Source organism: Marinobacter sp. F3R11, from assembly GCF_003318275.1.
In the GTDB taxonomy this organism is placed as follows: domain Bacteria; phylum Pseudomonadota; class Gammaproteobacteria; order Pseudomonadales; family Oleiphilaceae; genus Marinobacter.
In genome coordinates this window covers 13327-36663 of record NZ_QOCH01000015.1, presented here as the reverse complement: position 1 = coordinate 36663, position 23337 = coordinate 13327, and the positions used below count along the sequence as shown (strand labels likewise).

The 23337-nt window shown below is 53.4% G+C and carries 21 protein-coding genes; 15 read left to right on the top strand and 6 right to left on the bottom strand.

The genetic code is table 11. From position 1 onward, the window contains the following. Positions 1-119: 119 nt before the first annotated feature. Positions 120-488: a histone-like nucleoid-structuring protein, MvaT/MvaU family gene (locus DS878_RS08580; protein ID WP_113815570.1), complete on the top strand. Its 369-nt coding sequence runs from the start codon at positions 120-122 to the stop codon at positions 486-488. A 68-nt stretch (positions 489-556) separates the two neighbouring features. On the opposite strand, the gene DS878_RS08575 is transcribed toward DS878_RS08580, so the two are convergent. After that, positions 557-1513, bottom strand: a complete 957-nt coding sequence (locus tag DS878_RS08575) for a sensor domain-containing diguanylate cyclase (protein WP_113815569.1) — start codon at positions 1511-1513, stop codon at positions 557-559. Positions 1514-1516: 3 nt separating this feature from the next. Beyond that, complete coding sequence (locus tag DS878_RS08570; protein ID WP_113815568.1) at positions 1517-2548, bottom strand: response regulator; 1032 nt, start codon at positions 2546-2548, stop codon at positions 1517-1519. A gap of 256 nt (positions 2549-2804) precedes the next feature. Between DS878_RS08570 and sbcB the strand changes: the two genes are divergently transcribed. Then, positions 2805-4247: an exodeoxyribonuclease I gene (gene sbcB / locus DS878_RS08565; protein ID WP_113815567.1), complete on the top strand. Its 1443-nt coding sequence runs from the start codon at positions 2805-2807 to the stop codon at positions 4245-4247. A 62-nt stretch (positions 4248-4309) separates the two neighbouring features. On the opposite strand, the gene DS878_RS08560 is transcribed toward sbcB, so the two are convergent. Both DS878_RS08560 and DS878_RS08555 read right to left on the bottom strand, forming a co-directional pair. Continuing rightward, positions 4310-6310: a tetratricopeptide repeat protein gene (locus DS878_RS08560; protein WP_113815566.1), complete on the bottom strand. Its 2001-nt coding sequence runs from the start codon at positions 6308-6310 to the stop codon at positions 4310-4312. A gap of 30 nt (positions 6311-6340) precedes the next feature. Beyond that, positions 6341-7855, bottom strand: coding sequence for a flagellin (locus DS878_RS08555; RefSeq protein ID WP_113815565.1), 1515 nt, complete (start codon positions 7853-7855; stop codon positions 6341-6343). Between the two features lie 393 nt (positions 7856-8248). Here DS878_RS08555 and DS878_RS08550 point away from each other — a divergent pair, with 393 nt between their 5' ends. From DS878_RS08550 to DS878_RS08530, 5 genes are all read left to right on the top strand, one after another. Continuing rightward, positions 8249-9763 carry a flagellin gene (locus tag DS878_RS08550; RefSeq protein ID WP_113815564.1) on the top strand — a complete coding sequence of 505 codons (1515 nt, stop codon included), beginning with the start codon at positions 8249-8251 and terminating at the stop codon, positions 9761-9763. Positions 9764-9831: 68 nt separating this feature from the next. Next, positions 9832-10269: a flagellar protein FlaG gene (locus DS878_RS08545; protein WP_113815563.1), complete on the top strand. Its 438-nt coding sequence runs from the start codon at positions 9832-9834 to the stop codon at positions 10267-10269. 201 nt (positions 10270-10470) lie between these two features. Further along, positions 10471-12453, top strand: coding sequence for a flagellar filament capping protein FliD (fliD, locus tag DS878_RS08540; protein ID WP_113815562.1), 1983 nt, complete (start codon positions 10471-10473; stop codon positions 12451-12453). A 56-nt stretch (positions 12454-12509) separates the two neighbouring features. After that, positions 12510-12911 (top strand): flagellar export chaperone FliS, encoded by a 402-nt coding sequence (gene fliS, locus DS878_RS08535; RefSeq protein WP_113815561.1) that lies wholly within the window; start codon positions 12510-12512, stop codon positions 12909-12911. Positions 12912-13057: 146 nt separating this feature from the next. Further along, positions 13058-14269, top strand: a complete 1212-nt coding sequence (locus DS878_RS08530; protein ID WP_113815560.1) for an argininosuccinate synthase — start codon at positions 13058-13060, stop codon at positions 14267-14269. Positions 14270-14550: 281 nt separating this feature from the next. On the opposite strand, the gene DS878_RS08525 is transcribed toward DS878_RS08530, so the two are convergent. Continuing rightward, positions 14551-15522 (bottom strand): response regulator, encoded by a 972-nt coding sequence (locus tag DS878_RS08525; RefSeq protein ID WP_113815559.1) that lies wholly within the window; start codon positions 15520-15522, stop codon positions 14551-14553. Positions 15523-15637: 115 nt separating this feature from the next. Between DS878_RS08525 and DS878_RS08520 the strand changes: the two genes are divergently transcribed. The 3 genes from DS878_RS08520 (at position 15638) to DS878_RS08510 (ending at position 17868) form a co-directional block, all read left to right on the top strand. Continuing rightward, on the top strand, positions 15638-16120 hold the full coding sequence (locus DS878_RS08520; protein ID WP_113815558.1) for a YajQ family cyclic di-GMP-binding protein: 483 nt from the start codon (positions 15638-15640) through the stop codon (positions 16118-16120). Positions 16121-16198: 78 nt separating this feature from the next. Further along, the gene (locus DS878_RS08515) at positions 16199-17545 is read left to right on the top strand and encodes an AmpG family muropeptide MFS transporter (RefSeq protein WP_187298767.1); all 1347 of its coding nucleotides are present in this window, start codon (positions 16199-16201) and stop codon (positions 17543-17545) included. A gap of 5 nt (positions 17546-17550) precedes the next feature. After that, on the top strand, positions 17551-17868 hold the full coding sequence (locus DS878_RS08510) for an MGMT family protein (protein WP_113815557.1): 318 nt from the start codon (positions 17551-17553) through the stop codon (positions 17866-17868). Between the two features lie 55 nt (positions 17869-17923). On the opposite strand, the gene DS878_RS08505 is transcribed toward DS878_RS08510, so the two are convergent. Continuing rightward, entirely contained in the window at positions 17924-18685 is a 762-nt protein-coding gene (locus DS878_RS08505; protein ID WP_113815556.1) for an SDR family oxidoreductase, read from the bottom strand. Between the two features lie 90 nt (positions 18686-18775). Between DS878_RS08505 and DS878_RS08500 the strand changes: the two genes are divergently transcribed. The 5 genes from DS878_RS08500 (at position 18776) to DS878_RS08480 (ending at position 23332) form a co-directional block, all read left to right on the top strand. Continuing rightward, on the top strand, positions 18776-19297 hold the full coding sequence (locus tag DS878_RS08500) for an FxsA family protein (RefSeq protein ID WP_113816620.1): 522 nt from the start codon (positions 18776-18778) through the stop codon (positions 19295-19297). A gap of 192 nt (positions 19298-19489) precedes the next feature. Beyond that, positions 19490-19777: a co-chaperone GroES gene (groES, locus tag DS878_RS08495; protein WP_113815555.1), complete on the top strand. Its 288-nt coding sequence runs from the start codon at positions 19490-19492 to the stop codon at positions 19775-19777. A 78-nt stretch (positions 19778-19855) separates the two neighbouring features. Further along, a complete protein-coding gene (groL, locus tag DS878_RS08490) occupies positions 19856-21508 on the top strand; it encodes a chaperonin GroEL (RefSeq protein WP_113815554.1) in 1653 nt (550 codons plus the stop codon). A 175-nt stretch (positions 21509-21683) separates the two neighbouring features. Continuing rightward, complete coding sequence (gene gspN, locus DS878_RS08485; RefSeq protein ID WP_113815553.1) at positions 21684-22475, top strand: type II secretion system protein N; 792 nt, start codon at positions 21684-21686, stop codon at positions 22473-22475. An 8-nt stretch (positions 22476-22483) separates the two neighbouring features. Then, the gene (locus DS878_RS08480; protein WP_410003476.1) at positions 22484-23332 is read left to right on the top strand and encodes a type II secretion system protein N; all 849 of its coding nucleotides are present in this window, start codon (positions 22484-22486) and stop codon (positions 23330-23332) included. The last annotated feature ends 5 nt before the right edge of the window (positions 23333-23337 follow it).

Here is a 23337-nt window from a genome sequence, read left to right as displayed (position 1 = left end):
TGACTTATTATTTCCCTGATATGAAAGGTTCTTAGAACCAAATAGCGCTATATTTTGGCTTGGTTCACATTTCAGAGCTTGAATTTTAGAGTCCACAGAAAACAGAAGGTTTAACGTCCATGGCAAAGATTAATGATTATTATCAGAAAAAGCAGCTTATGGAAAAGCTTGCGGCCGAGATTAATCAACTGGAACAAGATCAGGCCTTGAAGCGCGAACTGGCATTCGAGAACAGCATTCGCGAGTTAATGAAAGAGTATGACAAGTCTCCGAAGCATGTGCTTCAGATTCTGGCAGCTATCGACCCCTCTATCGCCGGAGCCAAAGCGGAAGGCAGCACTGGCACCCGCGCCAAGCGTCCGATGAAAACCTATAAGAACCCTCATACCGGTGAAGTGGTTAAAACCCGCGGCGGTAACCATAAGGTTCTTAATGAGTGGCGTGAAAAGCACGGTAAGGAAACAGTTCAAAGCTGGCAGCAAGACTGATCAGCAGAGTATTATAAAGGGCCAGGTGAAAGTCTCATCTGGCCCTTTTTTTGCCTGAACCAAAATGATTACTTGTAAACGACTACGCAGTTTCTTCCGGCATTCTTTGCAGAATACAAGGCTTCGTCTGCCTGCTGCATCCACTTCGTATAACTCTTAGCTGTGCCGTCCAATTGTGCAATGCCTATGCTCACTGTATAGCGAATGGGTGCAATGGGGGTCTGGACCACACTATTTTCAATGCTTTCTCGTATGCGCTCACATATTATGCGAGACCCTTCTGCATCGGTTTCCGGTAATATAACTCCAAACTCTTCGCCGCCATACCGGCCGATACTGTCTGATTGTCGCAAATTGCTTTTTGCAGTTGCGGCGGTATGTTTGATGACTTCGTCACCTGTCAGGTGGCCGTAGTTATCATTCACCTTTTTGAAAAAGTCGATATCGAACATCACAAGGCTTGTTGTCTGACCGTAGCGACGATATCGCTCGAATTCCGCACCTACCAGGTTCTCCCAGGTTCCTCTGTTTAGCAGCCCGGTTAGCCGGTCGGTCATGCTGAGACGGGCAAGTTGCTCATTCGCCCGTTCTAATGCACGTTTACCTGAAGCGATATCGGTTACGTCATACACCATGAGACATACCTTCTCCACCTGGCCGCTACTGCCTGAGAGCGGGCTGATGGTAAGGTTCTGGTACATATAATCTTCTGTTCCTGTGATGGGGCGGGTATTACGAAACCTGAACAGGTAAGGCCTTTGCTCCCAGGAAGTGAAAGCCCGGGTGTTTAGCAGGGCAACTGCGTCCACTTTGCGGGTAAGCCACGCTTTGGGGATGTCAGGAAATAACTCAAACAGAACCCGGTTGTGGATTTTGCTGGCGGTAATGCCGCTGTGGTTTTCCATAAAGCCATTCCATACCTGTACCCGGAATTCCAGATCCAGAACTACAAGGCCGACCTCAACGGATTCCAGCATGTCCACCAACCAGTGGTAGGGTTGGGCTTCGGTTTCGTTAATAGGCATTGTTCAGTCCATAAGATATTGGAGGCGTTGTTCAAGGAAGGGGCCGGAGTCTTCCGTGAGCAGCACTAACATGTCGCAATGTATGTCTTTGTCCTCCAGCGCATAGCTGATTTCAATGCAAAGAAGCTGCTCTTCCCGGGAATTCTGATGCTCCAGCAGTTCGGTGATCTGGCGGTGCTGTCCTAGTACGCTGGGGTGGCCCAGGCCGAGTTTGAGGTCCAGCTGATCCCCGATACCTTTCAGAAACGCTCCGAACAGGATGCTGGACATGTCCATCAGAACTTCTACATTTACGGATTCGCCATCCGGAGTCTCATAATGAAGCAGTTCTGCCATTTCCTGAAAGCTGGCATCTGCAAACAGCAGCAGGGCTTCACCGGCAATGCCTGCACCTGTGAAGCCCTGGCAAACGGCAGAATAAGTATCACTGTCACGGGCGGCGGAGATGGCCATGTGGAGCTCGGAGTTGGCAATAAAGGCGATTTTCGGTACAGGTTGCTTCACAAATACCCGCAACAGTCGGGCAAGCAGGTCTGACGAGCGTCCCATGGCAACGTTTGAGATTTCCTGTAGATAATCGCTCAGCGAAACCGAGATGTTTTGTGCCTGGGAATCGATCCCGGAGTTGAGTTCGCCATCATTCAGTGCTGCCGTTTCAATATCTCCAGCGCGGTAAAAACCGTACTCGACCAGCAGACTGAGGACAACACCAAGATCTGTGGGTTTCTTGATAAAGTCTATGGCACCGAGCTTGCGAACCCGTTCTCTGGCTTCGGGTTGTATGTCCCCCGACACCACGATAGTCATGATGGGCAGGTCTTCGGCCAGAACGCGCTCCAGAACCGCATAGCCATCCATTTCTGGCATGTTGAGATCCAGAAACATCAGGTCTGCCTCGCGGGCCCTCAGTTTTTCAAGAGCTTCTACGCCGTTATTGGCAAACAGGATCTTATCCGCCAGGCCGGAGGGGAGGGCTCGGGCCATCTGCTTTCTGGCAAGCGCGGAATCGTCGCAGATGAGTATGCGGGTGGTCATAACATTGGCCGGGAAGGATGAAATAACGTTCCGCTAATTATAACCGGACGCGCTGATGTGTACATTTTTGCGACACCTTAATAAGATACTCTAATGCCATTATATTGTAACGTTTTGTTGCTCATGTTTGTGACTAAACTCACTCTATCGCCCCTGTTGCCTTCCTTTTCTCCGATGCATCCATGTACTTGAGCGAAAGCGCTGGGCTAGAATCGGGTAAATTGGTTTCATTTTTCCCCCTTGTTGGAGTCCGGCTTTGATCCGCTCGTTTTATTGGCATGACTACGAAACTTTTGGTGTCGACCCGGTCCACGACCGGCCATCCCAGTTTGCAGGTGTGCGAACCGATGCCGACCTCAACATTATTGAAGAGCCACTGGTTATTTATTGCAAACCAGCGGATGACTACCTGCCATCACCGGAAGCCTGCCTGATCACCGGCATCACACCCCAGAAAGCTCTGGAAGATGGGTATCCGGAAACAGAATTTATTGCTCAGATTAATGAGGCCTTCAGTCAGCCGGGTACTTGTGTAGTGGGCTATAACAGCCTGCGTTTTGACGATGAAGTCACCCGTCATACCCTCTACCGTAACCTGCGTGACCCCTACGCCCGGGAATGGCAGAACGGGAACTCCCGCTGGGATATCATCGATATGGTTCGGCTGGCCTATGCGCTGCGGCCTGAGGGTATCAACTGGCCGCGCAAGGAAGACGGCAGTCCAAGCTTTAAACTTGAAGCGCTGACTACTGCCAACGGCATCACTCATGAAGCCGCACACGATGCCATGTCTGATGTGGAAGCCACCCTGGCGGTAGCGAGGCTGATCCGTGAGAAGCAGCCAAAGCTGTTTGATTTTGTTCTGAACAACAAAGATAAGCACTCTGCACGCGCCATGCTCGATACTGCAGCCATGAAGCCCGTATTCCACATTTCTGCCAAATATCCGGCGACCCGCGGTTGCTGCGCTATGGTGGCGCCGCTTGCAGATCACCCCACAAACAAAAATCTGGTGATTGTTTATGATCTGCGGGAGGACCCAAGCGAACTGATAAATGCTACGCCTGAGCAGATTCGTCAGCGGGTATTTACATCTCAGGCCCAGTTAGGGGAGACAAAGCGGTTTCCACTGAAAGGCGTGCAACTGAACAAGTGTCCGGTGCTGGCCCCCGCCAACATGCTCTCCACACTTTCTGCTGAACGGTTGAAAGAACTGGAGCTGAATGGTGAAACACTTCGGGCAAATCTCGCCCTTTTGAGAAATGCTCCGGGTTTGCCTGAGAGAATTGCAGAGGCATTTGATCAGCCCCATGAAGGAGACCTGACGGACCCCGATGAGCAGCTCTACGCTGGCGGCTTTATTTCCCCTGCAGATCGCAGTGAGCTGAACCGGGTGCTGCAAACGGCGCCGGAAGCGTTGGTGGATGAGACCTTTAACTTCAAGGATGAGCGATTACAGGAATTACTGTTCCGTTATCGCGCCCGTAATTACCCGGATACGCTAACCAGCGAGGAAGCAGAGCGCTGGGAGACGTTTCGTTCTCAGCGGTTGATGGCACCCAAAAAAGGCTGGCTTTCGCTTGAAGCGTTTGGTCTTGAATTGCAAAGACTTGCCGCTGATCCAGAGCTTACGCCCCGGAAACAGCAGATATTGGAGGATTTACATTTGTATGGGGAATCCTTGATTCCGTATATCTGAGCGGTCTGGATACCGTGTCCTCTCCCGCAAGGGGGGAGGACACGCACGTCGGATGACTGCAATTACCTCCGCCGCTGAAAATAAACACTCAGATTCTGCCCCATCAGGCTTTGAACTTCGCTTCCCAGTGCTTCAGCCTGGATTTGCGTTTGCACCGGTCGGGTAGCAAGGCTGTGGCCGTCTTCGTCACGGGCCTTTATCAGCTTCCACTCCACTTCGTTGCTCACCATCGCCATCAGGTCTTTCAGTTGTGCTGCATCCTGTGGCCGGAACCACCTGTCGCGGCAACCGCCCAGGCTGTAAAAGTCATCTTCCCGAGCAAGCTCTTGCCAGGTTGTATCCTGACGATTGGTAAGAACCATCCTGCGAAGTTGGCGCAGGGCAGAGCGGGTTGGCTGTAAGCCATGTTCTGCTATCAGTTTTCGCATTTGCCGGTCGCCGGCTGTCTGTTCTGTAATGGCGGTGTGCAAGTGCACAATGGCACCAGATCCGGCTGCGTTGTTTATCAGGGCTGCCAGTGAAAGCTCTGTCATCGCCGGGGAAGGCAGGCGACCTACTTCAACCCAGTGCACCTGGTGGCCATCCGCCACAAATTGCCTGGCGATAGACCAGGGCCAGAACACAATATTGTTGATTTCGGATTCGGAGGCCATGCGAGTGGCTTTGGCAATGTTGGCCAGTGATTCATCCACTGCAATGACTTCCACATCTGCCAGGTAGCGTGCCAGTTCCATTGCTCTTTGGCCTGACTGGGCGCCGCACACCATTATCCGCAAGGTATCTGGTAGCTTGTCTGTAGTTAAGCCCAGCTCTGTTGCCATCAGTGATTTCAGACTACTTTCCGCGCGATACGCCAGTTCTGACCAGGCAGGCCATGCTTGTGGCACATCGGTTTTATCCAGGCACAGCTCTTCTGCTTTTTCATCAAAGCACTGCTTGATGCCTTCTTCTTCGGCACGGTTGTAGTAGCTGGCAGCAAGAACTGGCTGGAGCGCCAGTGGCCAGTCCACCAGATTCCACTGCCCCAGGTGTACAGCAAATTCCTGATGAAACAGTGCGCCGTACATGGCACTTATCATCAATGAACCAATCAGGGATTCCTGAGGCTCAGCCATTACAAGCTGCGCTTTCAGGCTGTCATTCACGGCCGCTGCAAGTCGCTCTTCATCATCTTCTGCAGCCAGCGCATAACCGGTACGGTCCGCATACTGTGCTATGGCGAGCGTGAGTTGTTGTAGGTTTTCCCGGAGATCCACAGTTTGGGCGACTTCCGCAAGAATGGCGCGGCGCAGCATTCCTACAAGCTCTTCCACAGCCGGGTCTGGCATCAGGGTTTTCTGCAGCGCCAGAATCAGCAACTCATCACCGCTGGCTGCGTCCAGAAAGATCTCCGCCTTTGGATTGTCCAGATCGTATTGCTGGCGGATGATAGCACCCACAAAACGCCCGATTTCCTGATGAGGCAAACCATCACGCCGTAACAGTGCAATCGCATCCAGCGCCAGATCCTTGTCGGCTTTGTTTACTGCAAGGTGTTGAGCACAGGCCAGCATACCGCTGTATACAGAATCCCATTCGGCGCCAGCCTCAAGCAGTTTCCTATAGTGCAGGTACGCAACATCAAACTGCCCCTGTAACCGTTTGGAATGGGCCACGCCGCAGAAAGCGGCTGCGGATTGCCGGTCGCATTCCAGAGCCTGAAGAAAGTGTTGCTCCGCCAATGCTGGTCGTTCGGTTTTCAGTGCCCAGTAACCCAGGTTTGCATACTGCTGGGATTGCCCCGGTTGGGCTTCCAGGCTGGCTGTAAAGAGAGCTTGGGCTTTTTCAAGCTTGCCGTCGTCCATTTCAACGCGTCCCAGCAAACCCAGAGCAGCGGCATTACCTGGCTCCAGCGCTGTTACCTCTTCCAGATACCCACGACACTCCTGTCGGGCCTGCAGGCGCTGGATGTGGCTGAGCCCGTTGCTGTTGGACTCGCCGTACGCCTGGTTTGCCTGCAGAAGCAGCTGGGCCGCTTGTGCCTGCTGGCTGTGGGATTGCTGGACGTGATGTTTGGCTTGCATGGGATACCTCAACCGTTTAATTGAAAACCATTAGCTCTGCAGCAGTTGGAGAACCTGTTGCGGCCGGGCATTTGCCTGCGCCAGAACTGAGAGGCCGGCTTGCTGGAGCACCTGGGTGCGAGCCAGTTCGGCGGATTCTGTGGCAAAGTCTGCATCCTGAATCCGGGAGCGGGCTGCCGACAGGTTTTCTGAGGTGGTGCTCAGGTTGGCAATGGTGGATTCCAGTCGGTTCTGGGCGGCACCCAGGTCGGCCCGGATACCACTTATGGTTTCCAGCGCTGCGTCAATAACGGCCAGAGCGTTGGTGGCTCCTTCTACAGTGCTGATATCAACATCGGCTACGGCTTCTGTGGTCGAGCCAGATGCAGTATTGGCCGCCGCGTTATTGAGTACGCTTCCCGTAGCTGCAGTTGCATCCGAAGATGCAGCAAAGCTGACAGCAGAATCCAGGGTGATCTCCCCGCCTATACGCGTAGCATTAGCTGCGCCATTGGTCAGCTCGATCGCGCTTGGGTCGCCACTGCCCTGAACGGCTAGCTGCTCCGAGCCGCTGGCGGTAAAATCGCTAAGAGCGATGTCTTTACCCTGAGCCTGGACCAGTGTAATGCTGCCATCGTTTTCAACTTCAGCGGTTATGCCGGTTTTGCCGGTGGCAGAATTAATCTCCCGGGCGAGAGCAGAAAGGTCGCTGCTGTCGGTAATCTGGGCCGATACTGTTGCTGAGCTGCTGCCGTTGGAAACAGTCAGGGAAATGGTTTGCGGCACTGTCAGTGGAGTGGTCGCAGTGTTGCTGAGCGTCACTTCAGTTCTTGCGCTGGCGTTCACCCCGGTGGTGGCTGCAATGTTATTAATGGAAGCTGCTATATCTTCAGCTGTGTCACCTGCGCCGATAGGAACAACCTGGCTGTCCAGAGAGCTGGAAATGGTCAGGTTCTGGGCTCCAATGGTGTTGGCTGTCGGGAGAGTTGCATTGGCAGCTGTAGTGGATCCGGTGCCCTGGTTAAGGGTGGCGTTGCTTGCGGTCAGGGTGTTATTGGCCAGATCCGCTGTACGGGCACCGCCAATGGAAACCGCAATAGTTTGATTCTCATTGGCACCAGCCTGGAACTGCTGGGCCTGGAAGCTGCCGTCCAGAAGATTGAGCCCGTTGAATTCGGTTGTTGTGGCAATGCGCTCAAGCTCTTCCTTTAACTGGTTTACTTCGGACTGCAGTGCCTGCCGGTCCGATGCCGAGTTGGTGGCGTTGGCAGACTGAACGGCCAGTTCCCGGATACGCTGGAGGATATTTCCGGATTCTCCAAGGGCGCCTTCAGCGGTCTGGGCCAGGGAAATGCCGTCATTGGCATTACGTACTGCCTGATTCAGACCTTCGATCTGGGATGTGAACCTTTCGGATATTGCCAGCCCGGCCGCATCGTCTTTGGCCGAGTTGATACGCAGACCTGAAGACAGTCTTTGCAGGGCCACATTGGCATCACTCTGCGACGAATTCAGGTTCCTTTGGGCGTTCAGTGACGCAAGGTTGGTGTTGATGATCTGGGGCATATCCATTCTCCTGCAAAGAGGGGCCGGTGCGTTGTTGCCGGTGAATCTGGCAGCGGGGCATCGGCATGTATTCATTAAATTGCCGTTTTGCAGGGACTAAGCGAAGGCTGTGCCAGTTTCTCAAAATTCATAGTAACCAAATGAATAACAATGGTTTTTTGTTTTTTTCAAGATGCGATTGCGCGAGGGGGAGTACGGAAGTGTGATGGGTTTCTGGCAGAGCTTTGCCGCTTTTTTGGCCGATTTTACATTCCTTTACAAAATCAGCCGTTTTTTTTCTAAAGCAACCGGTTGGGGTGCCGTTAAGTGAAGTAACAGGGCGGCGCTACCATTCGTAAAAAGAGCGTCAGACCTTTTCCATGAAAGAACGACATAAGTTTAAGGGGAAGTAATATGGCTCTCGGTATCAATACCAACGTCGCGTCACTGTCTGCCCAGAATAACCTGAGCAAATCTCAATCACTGTCTGATCAGTCGCTGGAGCGCTTGTCTTCTGGCTTGCGTATCAACTCGGCCAAAGACGATGCAGCTGGTCTGGCAATCTCTACCCGTTTCCAATCCCAGATCTCTGGCCTGAATGTAGCCCAGCGCAACGCCAACGATGGCATTTCCCTGGCCCAGACTGCTGAAGGTGCTTTGGAAGAAACTACCAACATTCTGCAGCGGATTCGCGAGCTGTCGGTTCAGTCTGCCAACTCTACTAACTCTTCTTCAGACCGCTCTGCGCTGCAGGGTGAGGTCAACCAGCTCAAGCAGGAACTGGACCGGATTGCCGGAACAACCCAGTTTAACGGCCTGAATCTTCTGGATGGCAGCTTCACTGCGCAATCTTTCCAGGTGGGCGCCAATGCCAACCAGACCATTGATGTAACTGTTTCCGGTGCCCGGGGCGCGGATCTTGGTAACAATACTGTGTCGGGAGAGAGTGATACCACCGTCAGTCAGGGAACCGGGTCTGTGTCAGTGGCCGCAGGGGATCTGACTACCGCAACCAATACCATTGCAGCTCAGGATGTCACCCTGTCCGGCCCGGAAGGGTCCAAGGTTATCAACCTGACCGCAGGGCAGACTGCTGAGTCCATTGCTACAGCCATCAATGCCGAGACTGGTAATACCGGCATAACGGCGACTGCGACTACCGAGGCTACCCTGTCAGGTCTGTCTGATGATGGCACAGTATCATTCACCCTGGGCAGCGGCAGTGATACCGCCACAATTTCTGCAGCCGTAACCACCGGGGATCTGAGTGCTCTTGCAAAGGCCATAAATGATAATGCCGGCACAACTGGTGTGACCGCGGAAGTCAGTGGTGGTGAGATTACTCTGACTCAGGCTGACGGAAAAGATATTCGCATTGAGGACTTTGCCGTCAGTGGGGATGCGGGTGAAACTATTAGCTTCCAGGGCAGCGGTGACCCTTCGGCTGTTACGCTTGAAGGTCCGACTGGTGGTACCGGTGCAAACGATAGCGCAATTGCATCCGGCAGCATCGAATTCAGTGCTTCTGGCAGCTTTTCTGTAAGCTCCAGTGTGGCTGAGACCGCAGGAAGCATTCTTAATGTGGCGGCTGATACTGTTGTCGGCTCTAATCTGGAATCCGTAGCCTCCATTGATATCAGCACCGTTGATGGAGCAAACAGGGCTCTCGAGATTGCTGATGCGGCACTCGAGCAAATCAGTAGTATCCGTGCAGATCTGGGTGCGGTTCAGAACCGGTTTGAGTCAACAATCTCTAACCTGGCGACTACTTCCGAAAACCTGAGCGCAGCCAACAGCCGTATCCTGGACGCTGACTTCGCCTCAGAAACTGCCAACCTGGCTAAATCCCAGGTGCTGCAGCAGGCTGGCATCTCTGTCCTGGCACAGGCTAACGCCCGTCCGCAGCAAGTTCTGTCTCTCCTGCAGTAAGGGATCAGGGCGACGACCGGAACCTTCGGGTTCCGGTTTCAGGCCGTTTAAGGATAGTGAGGTGAGCTATGAATGACGTTAACCTGAGTAACCCGGACCTGAAGTTGGTGCGCTCCGGCGCCCAGACTCCGGTCAAGGCACTGTCGTCATCTCAGGCCGCAGGCAGTAATGCTTCCGAGCCTGTTTCTTCATCTTCAGGATCAGTGGCACCGGTTACGGTGGCTTCCCGCGTCCAGGATGCTTCTAAAGCTGGAATGCTCAAGGAGCAGAATGAAACCCAGCGGAAGGAGCTGGATTCGGCAGTGTCCCAGTTGAACGATTACGTTCAACACGTGCAGAGGGATCTGCAGTTTGAAGTGGATAACGATTTGGGGCAGACCATTGTTCGTGTGGTGGATCAGCAAACTCAGGAAGTTGTCCGGCAGATGCCTGATGAAGTGGCATTAAGGTTGGCAGAGAAATTGCAGCAGGACGAACCGCTGACGTTGTTTAACATTAAAGTCTGAGCGCTTGCCGTTTTGATTTGAGGTTGGCAACGGTATTTCAGCACCGCCGCACCTGAGAGGGGCCGGCGGTGCTTTGGGTTTCAGGTTAAGCTTTGTTTTAACAGGTTGTTACAAATCGTACGAAGAAAAAGGCAAAGTTTTGCCGCCTTCTGCCGATAAACTGAACAATGAACAGGTTCGCCCCCTTGGGAGGCAATGGTTATGTCAAGCATTTCATCACTGGGTATAGGTTCTGGTGTTCTGACTTCTGATCTGGTCGATCAGCTGGTGGAGGCGGAACGGGCACCAACCGACACCCGCCTTGCTCAGAAAACTGAAGAAGCTGAAGCGCTGATTTCGGCCTATGGCACTTTGCGCAGCGCAGTGACTGAATTGCGTCTGCCAATGCGGCAGTTGAGTTCGCCGGATAACCTGATGGCTTTCTCTGCCAGTTCATCAAATGAAAATATTGGCGTGACGGTCGACAGTACTACGGCCAGTCGTGGCACATATAGTGTTGAAGTGACCAGCCTTGCCAGCGCCCAGGCGCTGGCTTCCCGGGATATATTCGCCGACAGGGACAGCACCAGCGTTGGTCAGGGTACGCTTACACTGTCTGTGGGAAGTAGTACCGTCGATATCGTTATCGATGACAGCAACGATACTTTGCAGGGATTGGCTAATGCTATCAATGATGCGGATGCCGGGGTATCTGCAGGCGTTATTGATACCGGTAACGGCTATCAACTGGTGTTTTCTGCAGATGAAAGTGGCACGGCTAACTCAGTAAGTATTTCAGTGTCCGGTGATTCTGAAGGCACGGATACGGACCACCAGGGCCTGTCCCGCTTTGCTTTTAATACCGATATGGACGTGGATTCCGGTTTGCAGGAAACCATTGCGGCCACAGATGCAGTGATGTCCATTAATGGTGTGGAAGTCACCCGCTCCAGCAACAGTTTTGAAAATGTTATAGATGGTCTGAGCTTTGATATTACCGAAACTGGTTCATCTGTCATCAAAGTGGATCAGGATTTTGATGCGGTGGCGGATCGGGTTGAGAGCTTTGTTGAACAGTTCAATGTCTTGCAGTCTGCTATCGATGGTCTGGCTGGATACAATGCAGATTCTGGCGTAGGAGGTCTGCTCAGCGGGGACAGTACGGTCCGCAGTATTCAGAACCAGCTCCGTCAGGTTCTGACGCGGGTTGTGGAGGGGTTAGAGGATTCCAGTGTCCGCAGTCTGGCGGATGTTGGGATTACCACCAACTATGAAACCGGCGAGCTGGATTTTGACCGGGATACTTTTATCTCCCAGCTCAAGGCTTACCCGGACGATGTAACTGCACTGTTCGCTGAACAGGGGCGAACTACTGACAGCCAGGTGGAGTTTGTGCGCAGCGGCCTGGATACCGAACCGGGCACCTATGATATCAATGTTACCCAGGCTGCCACCCAGGGTAATTTGCAGGCGGGAACAGCGCTTGCGGGTGGCATTGCCATTGATGACAGTAACGACGAACTGACGCTCCAGGTGAACGGGGAATTGTCGGTAAATATTCAGCTGTCCCAGCAGACCTACGCGTCGGCCCAGGATCTGCTGGATGAAATCCAGTCCCAGCTCAGCAGCAACAGTGCTCTGAATGCGGCGGATACTTCTGTACAGGCCTCTCTGGATGAAAACGGAAATCTGACGTTTACATCCGAAACCTATGGCAGTGAATCCTCAGTCACCCTGAGCTCTGCAGACAATGCAGCAACCTTCGGGCTGGATACTGCAACAGCAACCACCGGACTGGACGTAGCCGGTACCATCAATGGCAGGACAGCTGAGGGTGATGGCCAGGTGCTTTATCTGGACAGCGGTGCGGGTGGGGCTTCCGGGCTTCAGGTCCGGATTCTGGGGGATGAGACCGGCAGCCGGGGTTCCATTACCTTTGTCGAAGGGATTGCCGAGCGCACAGTAGACCTGATTACCAGTTTTGTGGGAGAGGATGGTGCTCTCGAGTCCCGCACCAACAGCCTGAATCAGCAACTGGAAGATATTGCAGAAAGCCAGGCAGCGCTGGAAACACGGATTGAGGCCTACCGGGAACGTCTGGTAAGCCAGTTTAGTGCGGCGGACTCACTGATTTCTCAGCTCAACAGCACCGCAGATTATGTTACTCAGCAGTTTGAAGCACTGCTATCAAGCAACAGCGATTGATAACCAGGTTAAACCTGACAACGAACTGGCTTGGCCAGTAGCAAACGAGGCGAACTATGAACGGTTTACAGGCCTATCAAAGGGTAAATACACAGACCAGTATCACAGATGCTGATCCTCATAAGCTTATCCAGCTCCTGTATAACGGTGCGTTAGAACGTATCAATATGGCCAAGGCCCGTATGCAGGCAAAGGACTATGCGGGTAAAGGCCAGCTGATTTCCAAGGCCATTGAGATTATTGGTGGTTTGCGTAGTTTCCTGGATTTCGAGAAGGGTGGTGATCTGGCGGCCCGTCTTGAAGGTTTATATGACTACATGGAGCGGACCTTGTTCGAAGCCAATGCAAAAAATGACCTGGCCAAGCTGGATGAAGTAGCAGACCTTCTCCGCTCAATCAAAAGTGGCTGGGACGGGATCCGGGAAGAGGCCACGGAGTTGTCGGTTCAGGCGGGTTGATCATTAGTCTTCGCCGTACTTTCTGACCCTCTCCCGCTTGGGGGAGGGGCGGTCAGTAACCCTCCTGATAGCCAACTCCGCAACACTCCCGTACAATACGCCTCTTCTTTTCAATACATCCATTCTGTTCAGTCTGGAGCACAGGCATGTCTGATATTAAAAAGGTGGTGCTGGCCTATTCTGGTGGCCTGGATACCTCCGTTATTGTTCGGTGGTTGCAGGATACCTACAACTGTGAAGTGGTAACCTTCACTGCTGATATAGGTCAGGGCGAGGAAGTTGAGCCGGCGCGGGCGAAAGCTGAGGCGCTGGGGGTCAAGGAAATCTATATCGAGGATCTGCGCGAGGAGTTTGTGCGCGATTACGTGTTCCCGATGTTCCGCGCGAATACCATCTATGAAGGTGAGTATCTGCTCGGCACCTCTATTGCCCGCCCTCTGATTGCCAAGCGCTTGATTGATATTGCCAATCAGACCGGTGCGGACGCTATTTCCCATGGCGCGACGGGCAAGGGTAACGATCAGGTTCGTTTTGAGCTGGGCGCCTATGCGCTTAAGCCTGGTGTTAAGGTTATTGCACCTTGGCGCGAGTGGGATCTGAACTCCCGTGAAAAACTTCTGAAATACTGCGAAGAACGCAATATTCAGGTAGACATGAAGAAGGGCAAGTCCCCTTACTCCATGGATGCCAACCTGCTGCACATTTCCTATGAAGGCATGAACCTGGAAGATCCCTGGTCGGAAGCCGAGGAAGATATGTGGCGCTGGAGTGTTTCTCCGGAGGCTGCACCAGATGCGCCGACCTACGTTGAGCTCACCTACCGCAAGGGCGATATTGTTGCCGTTGACGGGCAGGAGATGAAAGCACACGAAGTGCTTGAAAGCCTGAACAAGGTTGCCGGTGCTAATGGCATTGGTCGTCTGGATATCGTTGAGAACCGTTATGTGGGTATGAAGTCCCGTGGCTGTTATGAAACCCCGGGCGGCACTATTATGCTGCGCGCACATCGTGCTATTGAGTCCATCACTCTGGACCGGGAAGTGGCGCACCTGAAAGACAGCCTGATGCCTCGTTATGCTGAGGTTATTTATAACGGTTATTGGTGGTCGCCGGAGCGTGAAGCTCTGCAGGCACTGATCGACAAGACCCAGGAATATGTGAACGGTACCGTTCGTCTGAAGCTGTATAAAGGCAATGTAGATGTGGTTGGCCGTAAGTCTGACGACTCACTGTTTGACGAGACGATCGCAACGTTTGAGGAAGACCACGGAGCCTACGACCAGAAAGATGCAGAAGGCTTTATCAAGCTGAATGCTCTGCGGTTGCGGATTGCCGCCGGTAAGGGGCGCAAGCTGTAAGCCCGGGACTCAGGCTGATTGGTTGTGTTCGATACGCCCGGGAATATCCGGGCGTAGTTTGTTCTGGATGCCAAAAAACAAAAAAGCCAGCTGGGAAGCTGGCTTGAACAAGAACAACGAAAGTGCCTGAAATCTGGTGGATGTCCCATTTGGTGGCGGAGGTACAACACGGCTCCTCCGCCATGGGGGATACTGCTTAAATCCACCATCTCAGAATAGGTCGATCGTTCCTCTGAGTCTGTGCATTATGTGTGTATCCATGTTACAGATTGTTCTCTGGCTCAGACGCTTGCGCTGATTTCCGGTGCGGTTTCGGTAAACCGGCGAGTTTCATAGGCATCTACCAGGCCCTGCACCGCAGCTCGTTCCATATCCTGAACGGATGGCGTTCCGTCCTGGGCGTCAGCTTTGCAGAGCACCATGCCAGCCTCCAGTGAGACATATCCGGCCGTGGTTTTCAGAGCCTTGTGGTTAATGCCATCAAATATCCGGCGAAAGGCCGTTGTTGTGCAGTGATCGCTGTTCGGAAAATAGGAAATGATCGCAAACTGGTTGTCACCAACCCGACACAGGACATCGATAGGGCGAATCAGCGCACTGAGCCTGCGTGCAATACCCACTGACAGTTCATTCATGATTGTGGGCGGATGTTTGCGTTTAAGTTCCTGCCAGTTACGTATTCCGCAGAGCACATACGCCGTAGCACCGCCGCGGGATTCGGCGTGGCGCAGCATTTTGGTTAACCGGTCCCGGCCATAGCGGCTGTTACACAGCCCGGTTTCCAGATCAATGATATTGCTGGACTCGAGCTCACGGTTATTCTCGATAAGCAGGGCATTAGCACGGAGCAGAGTATTCTGGCGGTCTGCCATTCGATCGGCCGCAAATATCCTGGGGATCAGTTGCTTGGCCATATCGGATTTGTAGATGAAGTCATCCACACCCCGGTCAAATGCCTCCGACAGGGCTTCTACGCTTTCCCGGGCAGTCAGCAGTACCACATAGGTATAGTGATTATTTTGTTCATCCTGCTGGCGTACCTTATCGGACAATTCCAGTCCGTCCATTTCCGGCATCAGCCAGTCTGCGATGAGCACGCTCACCGGTCGCTCCTCGATAAGTTTGAGAGCTGTTGGGGCGTTGTTGGCAATACGCACATCGCGATAACCGGCATTTCGCAGGGTTCGGCCAACAACCATGCTGCTGAATTTCGCGTCGTCTACTACTAGTATTGGAAGGTCCAGATTTGGCATGGTTGTCTACTTTTGCAGTCCATTGTCAGATGCGGTGATTACCGGGGCTTGGTATGCTTGCCTTTCTTTCTAATGCAGACAGTATACTCGCTATAGGTCCAGGAGAATAACGGCTATGCCTTCTTTTGATATTGTATCTGAAATCGATATGCACGAAGTCACCAATGCGGTAGATCAGGCCAGGCGTGATCTCGGTAATCGCTGGGACTTCAAAAACGTGGATGCGGATATCGAACAGGATGAAAAGGGCATTACTATCAGTGCCCCGGAAGAGTTTCAGCTTGAGCAGCTCATGGATATGCTGCGGATGGCTTTTGCCAAGCGCAATATAGATGGTCGAGCCCTGTCGGAAGACGGAGATAGCAAAGCGGGCAAGCTTGTGAAACAGCATTTGCTGCTGAAGCAGGGCATTGAGACGGATATGGCAAAGAAGATAGTGAAGCTTATCAAGGATGCCAAGCTGAAAGTACAGGCCAGTATCCAGGGCGACAAAGTCAGGGTGACCGGTAAAAAACGGGATGACCTGCAAGCCGCAATGGCCATGTTGCGTGAGACTGAACTGGACATACCTCTGCAATTCAATAATTTCCGCGACTGATCCGGAGGCTTCACCATTTCAACCGGCACCCGTCTGGCCCTGATCCGGGATACGTTATACACCTACACCCGCTGGCAGGTGATTGCGCTGCTGTTTCTCGGCTTTTCAGCCGGGTTGCCGTTTCTGCTGGTGTTTTCGACCCTGAATGCCCGCCTTGCTGATGTTGGCGTGGAAACGGCTACCATCGGGTTCTTCAGTTGGCTGGGGATTACCTATTCCATCAAAGTGTTCTGGGCACCGGTAGTTGACCGTTTGAAACTTCCGATACTGGACAGGTTGCTGGGGAAGCGCCGGGGCTGGATATTGCTGGCACAGGCGGGGATCGCTACAGGCCTGTATCTGATGGCCCACGTAGACGCGACTCTTGCACCTGAAACCCTGGCGTTGTGTGGTCTGCTGGTAGCGTTTTCATCGGCTACGCAGGATGTGGCTATTGATGCCTACCGTATTGAAATTGCTGAAGAGCGGCTGCAGGCAGCCCTGGCAGCAACTTATATCTTCGGCTATCGGTTGGCATTGCTGGTAGCCGGCGCAGGAGCCTTATACCTGGCGGAGTTCTGGTCCTGGCAGGTTTCTTATGAGGTGATGGCGGCATTGGTCGGCATTGGTGTCCTAACCGTGCTGATTGTCAGGGAGCCGGCGGTAAATCATTTTTCCGCAGCTCAGGATATTGCGCTTAAAGTTGAACAGGAGGCGGCCAGGCGCGCCCACCTTGGCCCTGGGCTGGCGCGCCTCACTGGCTGGTTTTATGCCGCGGTTGCCGGGCCTTTTCTGGATTTTTTCCAGCGCTATAAAGAGCTTTCAATTGCGATTCTGGTGATGGTCGCCGTATATCGTATTTCCGATATTGCCATGGGGGTTATGGCTAACCCCTTCTACCTGGATTTTATGGGATTCAGCAAAACCCAGGTTGCGGATGTTACTAAGATCTTCGGATTTTTTATGACCATTGCCGGCTCTCTGGCAGGTGGAGTTCTGGTTGTACGTTACGGCACGAGGAAAGTGCTGCTGTTGGGTGCGGTTATGACAGCAGCAACCAACCTCCTGTTTGTTTTGCTTGCTCAGTATCCGCCAAATCTGATGACTCTGGCAGCGGTAGTGAGTGCTGATAACCTGAGCGGAGGCATTGCCAATGTGGCACTGATTGCCTGGTTATCGAGCATGACTAGCGCCTCTTTTACAGCGACCCAATATGCTCTGTTCAGCTCTCTGATGACGTTGCCAGGAAAGTTTCTGGGTGGTTTTTCCGGCATGGTCGTGGCGGGTTTTGGCTATGGGGAGTTTTTTCTCGTGGCCGGCCTGATGGGCATCCCTGCCATTCTTCTGGCACTGTTTATTATTCGCCAGGGCGACAGACTGGATGCACTGGCCCCGGACCACTCTGGTATCAGTGGTGTAGACGCCAGACAGGCGGCAGGCGGATAGGGCACATGGAACAGCAAACAGAACCGGGAAAGGATCAGAAAATCTGGCAGGTGGTGCTGGCGATTCCTGCGGGCAAGGTTGCGAGCTACGGCCAGGTTGCTGAAATGGCGGGCCTCGGACGCCAGGCCCGATATATCGGCCGCGCACTTGGTAAACTCCCGCATGGTCACTCTGTGCCCTGGTACCGGGTTATCCGCAGCAACGGTCAGATCGCCTTTCCGGAAGGCTCCGAGGTTTACTGCAGGCAGGTGAGCTTACTGGAAGCCGAAGGCGTCGAAGTAGTCAAGGGCAGGGTGTCTATGAGGCGGTTTCGCTGGAACTAGGGCCAGGCCGCGCCTGGCCCCTGGAACTCTATTGAGTTGCGAAAAGGCCATTGCCCTAGATCCGCATAGCCCCGTCTACCTCGATCATCCGGCCGGACAGGTAATCGTTTTCGAAGATAAATGCAGCGGCAGACGCGATTTCTTCGGGGGTTCCCATTCGCTTGAGAGGGATGGCCGACACCAGTTTTTCGAGTACTTCGGGTCGCATTGACCCGGTCATCTCCGTTCCAATGAATCCAGGAGCAATGCCCATGCAGCGGATGCCATAGCGAGCGAGTTCTTTTGCCCACACAGGCACCAGTGCAGATACGCCTGCTTTGGCGGCGGAGTAATTGCTTTGTCCCATGTTGCCGGCACGGGAAATGGAAGCGATGTTGATGATGACGCCTTTGCAGTCGTTCTTGATCATCTGGGTGGCTGCTTCGCGCCCGCACAGAAATACACCTGTGAGGTTGACGTCAATAACGGCCTGCCACTGTGATAATTCCATGCGTTTGGTGATCTCGCCGTCCTTCTCTTTTAACAGCAGGCCGTCACGCAGTATTCCCGCGTTATTGACCAGCCCGTTTAGCTGGCCGAAGTCACTGGCTATTGCTGCAAATGTTTTTTCTACTTCATCTTCTTTTGCTACGTTGCACACATAAGTTTTCGCATCTCCGCCCGCTTGTTTACAGGCAGTCGCGGCTTCTTCGAGTTTTTCAGGAATCAGGTCAATCAGAGCCAGTCTGGCGCCTTTTGCAGCCAGGTACTCGGCCATGGCGCGGCCCAGACCCTGGCCCCCACCGGTAATTGCTACCACAGAATCTTGAAGTTTCATGTTTTGCCCTAAGTTAGAGGAAAGGTGTTTCAGGAAAGGCTGGGAGTATACCAGACCTTAAAATACCCCAATTCAGACTGCGAGAGCCTGATGCCCATACTCTTTTTTATTTTCATTATCATGCCGATCGCTGAAATGGCGGTGCTCATTCAGGTAGGCAGCAAGATTGGCGTGTTCAATACCATTGGTTTTGTGCTCCTGACGGCTGTTGCCGGCGCCTGGCTGCTTCGCCAGCAAGGCCTGGCGACACTGCTCAAGGCTAACCAGCGCCTCAACAGCGGGGAGTTGCCTGCAAAGGAGGTAGCGGAAGGGCTTATTCTGGCGGTCGGCGGTGTACTTCTGCTTACCCCGGGGTTTATCACAGATGCCATAGGTTTTTTGTGTCTGGTTCCGTTTACCCGGCACTGGCTTGCTGCGCAGGCGTTGAAACGCATGGTGGTTTCTGGCCGGAGTGAAGGCTTCTATTTTCGTGCTGGTGGCGGCCGGGATCCGTTCGGTGAGGCTCCCTTTGGAGAACAGCGCCCGTTCGACCGGGATGGCAACGGTGACATCATTGAAGGCGAATATCGTGATGAGACCGAAACCAGGCACGATCGCCTCGATAAAAAGTGAAAAAATTATCGTGGAGGGTGTTGAAAACCTGGACGCCAGCCCCAGATAGAAGTCACAAGTTAGCCGCAGGCTGATACCAGCTGGAAAACAGCAGGTCAGAAGCCGGGCAATTTCGTCGGGTTGAACTAACAACCCGGCTATCAACAGCAAATGTCATTGCCACATTAATCTGACTATTGGAGAAACCGAGCAATGAAGATTCGTCCGCTACACGATCGTGTCGTTGTACGCCGTAAAGAAGAAGAAGAGAAAACTGCAGGTGGCATCGTGCTACCCGGTAACGCAAAAGAAAAACCTTCCCAGGGTGAGGTTGTTGCCGTAGGTAATGGTCGCGTTCTGGATAATGGTGAGACTCGTGCGCTGGCAGTCAAAGCGGGTGATACCGTGGTATTTGGCCAGTATGCCGGCAATACCGTAAAAATCGACGGTGAAGAGCTGCTCATCATGAGCGAAAGCGATATTTACGGCGTGCTTGAGTGATCGCTGAAGCAATTCGCACGAACAGTCACTAACCCGATTGATTCAACGAATTCGGTTTAACGAACAGGAATAGAACACATGTCAGCAAAAGAAGTTAAATTCGGTGATAGCGCCCGCAAGCGCATGGTCGCAGGCGTCAATGTTCTGGCGGACGCAGTTAAGGTAACTCTTGGCCCTAAAGGCCGTAACGTGGTTCTCGAAAAATCCTTTGGCTCCCCGAACATCACCAAAGACGGTGTGTCGGTAGCCAAGGAAATCGAACTGAAAGACAAGTTCGAGAACATGGGCGCCCAGATGGTCAAGGAAGTAGCTTCCCAGGCCAACGATACTGCCGGTGACGGTACTACCACTGCTACGGTTCTGGCTCAGGCCATCGTTAATGAGGGTGTGAAGGCAGTAACTGCCGGCATGAACCCGATGGATCTGAAACGCGGTATCGACAAGGCGACAGCCGAAGCTGTAAAAGCCATCCGCGAAATGGCCAAGCCATGCGACGATAGCCGTAACATTGCTCAGGTAGGCACTATCTCTGCCAACGGCGACGAGACTATCGGCAAGATCATCGCAGATGCGATGGAAAAGGTTGGTAAAGAAGGCGTTATCACGGTTGAAGAAGGCCGTGGCCTGGAAGACGAGCTGGACGTTGTCGAAGGTATGCAGTTCGATCGCGGCTTCCTGTCTCCGTACTTCATCAATAACCAGGACAACATGTCCGCAGAGCTTGATGATCCGTACATGCTGCTGGTCGACAAGAAGATCTCCAACATCCGTGAACTGCTTCCGGTGCTGGAATCTGTTGCCAAGGCTGGCAAGCCGCTGATGATCATCGCTGAAGATATCGAAGGCGAAGCTCTGGCGACTCTGGTTGTGAACAACATGCGTGGCATTGTGAAAGTCGCTGCTGTCAAAGCACCTGGCTTTGGTGATCGCCGCAAGGAAATGCTGCAGGACATCGCTATCCTGACCGGTGGTACTGTTATTTCCGAAGAAGTAGGTCTGAGCCTTGAGAACACCACTCTGGATGATCTGGGCACTGCTAAGCGTGTGAACATCACCAAAGAAAACACCACCATCATTGATGGTGCCGGTGCACAGGCTGATATCGAAGCCCGCGTTGAGCAGGTTCGCAAGCAGATTGAAGAAAGCTCTTCAGACTACGACAAAGAGAAGCTTCAGGAACGTGTGGCCAAGCTGGCTGGCGGTGTTGCCGTCATCAAGGTAGGCGCCGGTTCCGAAGTGGAAATGAAAGAGAAGAAGGCTCGCGTTGAAGACGCACTTCACTCTACCCGTGCTGCTGTCGAAGAAGGCATTGTACCGGGTGGTGGTGTGACCCTGATCCGTGTTATTGCTGCACTGGAAAAGGTTGATGCCATCAACGACGAACAGAAAGCCGGTGTGAACATTCTGCGTCGCGCTATGGAAGCTCCTCTGCGTCAGATCGTTTACAACGCAGGTGGTGAGTCTTCTGTTGTGGTTGCCAAGGTTCGCGAAGGTGAAGGCGCGTTCGGTTATAACGCCGCTACCGAAGCTTACGGCGATATGCTGGAAATGGGTATCCTGGATCCTGCCAAGGTAACCCGTTCCGCGCTGCAGGCTGCGGCTTCTGTAGCATCTCTGATCATCACCACTGAGGCGATGGTTGCAGATGAGCCGGAAGACGAGAAAGCCGGTGGAGCTATGCCTGATATGGGTGGAATGGGCGGAATGGGCGGTATGGGCGGCATGATGTAATGCCGTTTATAACCTGCTGATTCTGACTACGCCTTGAGGAAAGAGGCGTAGCCTGATCTGCCTTTGAAAACCCCGCGTCGGTTCACACCGGCGCGGGGTTTTTGTTTTTTTGTCATGAACTTGACCAAAGCGTTTGCTAGACTCGTCAACCTGTTAATCGTCTGTGTGTAACCGAATGAGTGACGCTGAACCCAAACCTTTTCTCCGCCCCGGCAAGGTGCTACTGCTTTTGCTGCTCGGGGTGCTGGTCTATCTTGGCGCACTGATTGTTTTTATCCCCGCTGGCTGGGTCTGGCAGCAGGCTTCACCGTATGTTTCTCTTCCAGCGCAGGTGCAGGTCCGACAGGTAGCAGGCAAGGTGTGGGATGGTGCCGCAGGTGTAACCGTTGCGGGCTTTCCTGTGCGTGTTCGCTGGCAGCTGGAATGGCCCTCTCTCGTGGCCCTTGAGCAGCCTGTGAAAATATCCCTGGAGTCCGTGCAGTCGGCTGTTTCGGGTGATGTCATCCTTGGCTGGCCTGAAAATGTACGCCTGAATGCCAGGGGTGAGATCGCCGTTGCCGAGTTCGAAGAGCTGATTCGTCGCAGCGGTGGAGCCCTTATTGAGGGTGATGTGAGCATTGAACGTCTGGTGCTGGAATGGGCTGATGATCGTATTGTCCGCGCCGATGGGCTCGGCAGATGGGCGGGCGGTCAGGTGAGTTGGCCTATGGGGAATCAGACCGGTCAGGCGCGGTTTCCTCCTATGCAGGCCAATATGGATACCACCAATGGTGGCGTGACTTTGATCGTTTCTGAGCAGACCGGCAACGGGCCGGCAGCAGATGCAACTATTCTCCGGAACGGAATGATGGAGTTGCGGGTCTATAAGCGCATGATTGATCTTGCGGGACAGCCCTGGCCGGACTCCGCCAGCCCGGATGATATTGTACTCCGCCTGCGGCAACCATTACTGCCGGGAGTGCTTTGATGATTGCTATGCTGGCTGCCGGCACCCAGCACCGGGTCGCGAAAGTGATTGCTAACCTGCTGTTAGCGGGGTTGGTGATCTACCTGGGCGTTGTTATGGCGAATGCTACCTGGCTTTACGCCTGGCAGGACAAACCGGTTGCTGTTGCGCCCGCCGCTGGCTCATCCGGGAGCTCGGTTGTCGGGAGACCTGGCTCCTATTCGATGGCCAGCTATGAATTCTTTGGCCGTCCGGAAACACCTGGAGAGGTGGCTGAGGCTGTCAAACGCTCGGCTCCGGAAACCGGGTTGAGGTTGAGGCTCGAAGGGGTTCTGGTAGGACAGCGCCCGGAGGATTCAGGTGCTATAGTGGCCGGAAGCAATGGAGAAACTGCATGGTACCGGGTTGGAGATGTGCTGCCGGGCAATGCAGAGCTGGCAGAGGTTGAGTCAGGGCGCATATTGATTCGCCGTGGCGGTCGATACGAATCACTGACGTTTGAAGAAGACGACACTTCGGCAATGGTTGCAGAAGTGGCCCCGGAGCCGGCAGAATCATCACCGGAAGCGTTTCTTGAGAGTGCCAGGCAACAGCTGGACAGCGCAGGCGCTGCTGCACTGACGCCTTATGGTCTTAGGCCCGTTGATGATTCTGGCGCTTCAGGTTACGTATATGATGGCTCCAACGCCATGCTGAATGCAGTGAATCTCAAGGCAGGAGACGTAATTACAGCTATCAACGGGCAGCGCCTGGGCGACGTGCAACAGGATCAGTCGTTGCTGGAAAGCTGGCGTGGCCAGGCCAGCCTGGATATAGAAATCGAACGTGACGGATCTTTCCTTACCATAAGTTATGCCATACCTGAGCAGTGGCGCTGACCGGG

What these genes read in the sequence shown, in the direction of transcription:
- DS878_RS08580 (WP_113815570.1), top strand. Translation starts at nt 120, where the DNA reads ATGGCAAAGATTAATGATTATTATCAGAAAAAGCAGCTTATGGAAAAG.
- DS878_RS08575 (WP_113815569.1), bottom strand. Translation starts at nt 1,513, where the DNA reads ATGCCTATTAACGAAACCGAAGCCCAACCCTACCACTGGTTGGTGGAC.
- DS878_RS08480 (WP_410003476.1), top strand. Translation starts at nt 22,484, where the DNA reads ATGCTGGCTGCCGGCACCCAGCACCGGGTCGCGAAAGTGATTGCTAAC.
- DS878_RS08550 (WP_113815564.1), top strand. Translation starts at nt 8,249, where the DNA reads ATGGCTCTCGGTATCAATACCAACGTCGCGTCACTGTCTGCCCAGAAT.
- DS878_RS08510 (WP_113815557.1), top strand. Translation starts at nt 17,551, where the DNA reads ATGGAACAGCAAACAGAACCGGGAAAGGATCAGAAAATCTGGCAGGTG.
- gspN (WP_113815553.1), top strand. Translation starts at nt 21,684, where the DNA reads ATGAGTGACGCTGAACCCAAACCTTTTCTCCGCCCCGGCAAGGTGCTA.
- fliS (WP_113815561.1), top strand. Translation starts at nt 12,510, where the DNA reads ATGAACGGTTTACAGGCCTATCAAAGGGTAAATACACAGACCAGTATC.
- DS878_RS08570 (WP_113815568.1), bottom strand. Translation starts at nt 2,548, where the DNA reads ATGACCACCCGCATACTCATCTGCGACGATTCCGCGCTTGCCAGAAAG.
- DS878_RS08500 (WP_113816620.1), top strand. Translation starts at nt 18,776, where the DNA reads ATGCCCATACTCTTTTTTATTTTCATTATCATGCCGATCGCTGAAATG.
- groES (WP_113815555.1), top strand. Translation starts at nt 19,490, where the DNA reads ATGAAGATTCGTCCGCTACACGATCGTGTCGTTGTACGCCGTAAAGAA.
- DS878_RS08545 (WP_113815563.1), top strand. Translation starts at nt 9,832, where the DNA reads ATGAATGACGTTAACCTGAGTAACCCGGACCTGAAGTTGGTGCGCTCC.
- DS878_RS08555 (WP_113815565.1), bottom strand. Translation starts at nt 7,855, where the DNA reads ATGCCCCAGATCATCAACACCAACCTTGCGTCACTGAACGCCCAAAGG.
- fliD (WP_113815562.1), top strand. Translation starts at nt 10,471, where the DNA reads ATGTCAAGCATTTCATCACTGGGTATAGGTTCTGGTGTTCTGACTTCT.
- DS878_RS08505 (WP_113815556.1), bottom strand. Translation starts at nt 18,685, where the DNA reads ATGAAACTTCAAGATTCTGTGGTAGCAATTACCGGTGGGGGCCAGGGT.
- DS878_RS08525 (WP_113815559.1), bottom strand. Translation starts at nt 15,522, where the DNA reads ATGCCAAATCTGGACCTTCCAATACTAGTAGTAGACGACGCGAAATTC.
- DS878_RS08560 (WP_113815566.1), bottom strand. Translation starts at nt 6,310, where the DNA reads ATGCAAGCCAAACATCACGTCCAGCAATCCCACAGCCAGCAGGCACAA.
- groL (WP_113815554.1), top strand. Translation starts at nt 19,856, where the DNA reads ATGTCAGCAAAAGAAGTTAAATTCGGTGATAGCGCCCGCAAGCGCATG.
- DS878_RS08530 (WP_113815560.1), top strand. Translation starts at nt 13,058, where the DNA reads ATGTCTGATATTAAAAAGGTGGTGCTGGCCTATTCTGGTGGCCTGGAT.
- DS878_RS08520 (WP_113815558.1), top strand. Translation starts at nt 15,638, where the DNA reads ATGCCTTCTTTTGATATTGTATCTGAAATCGATATGCACGAAGTCACC.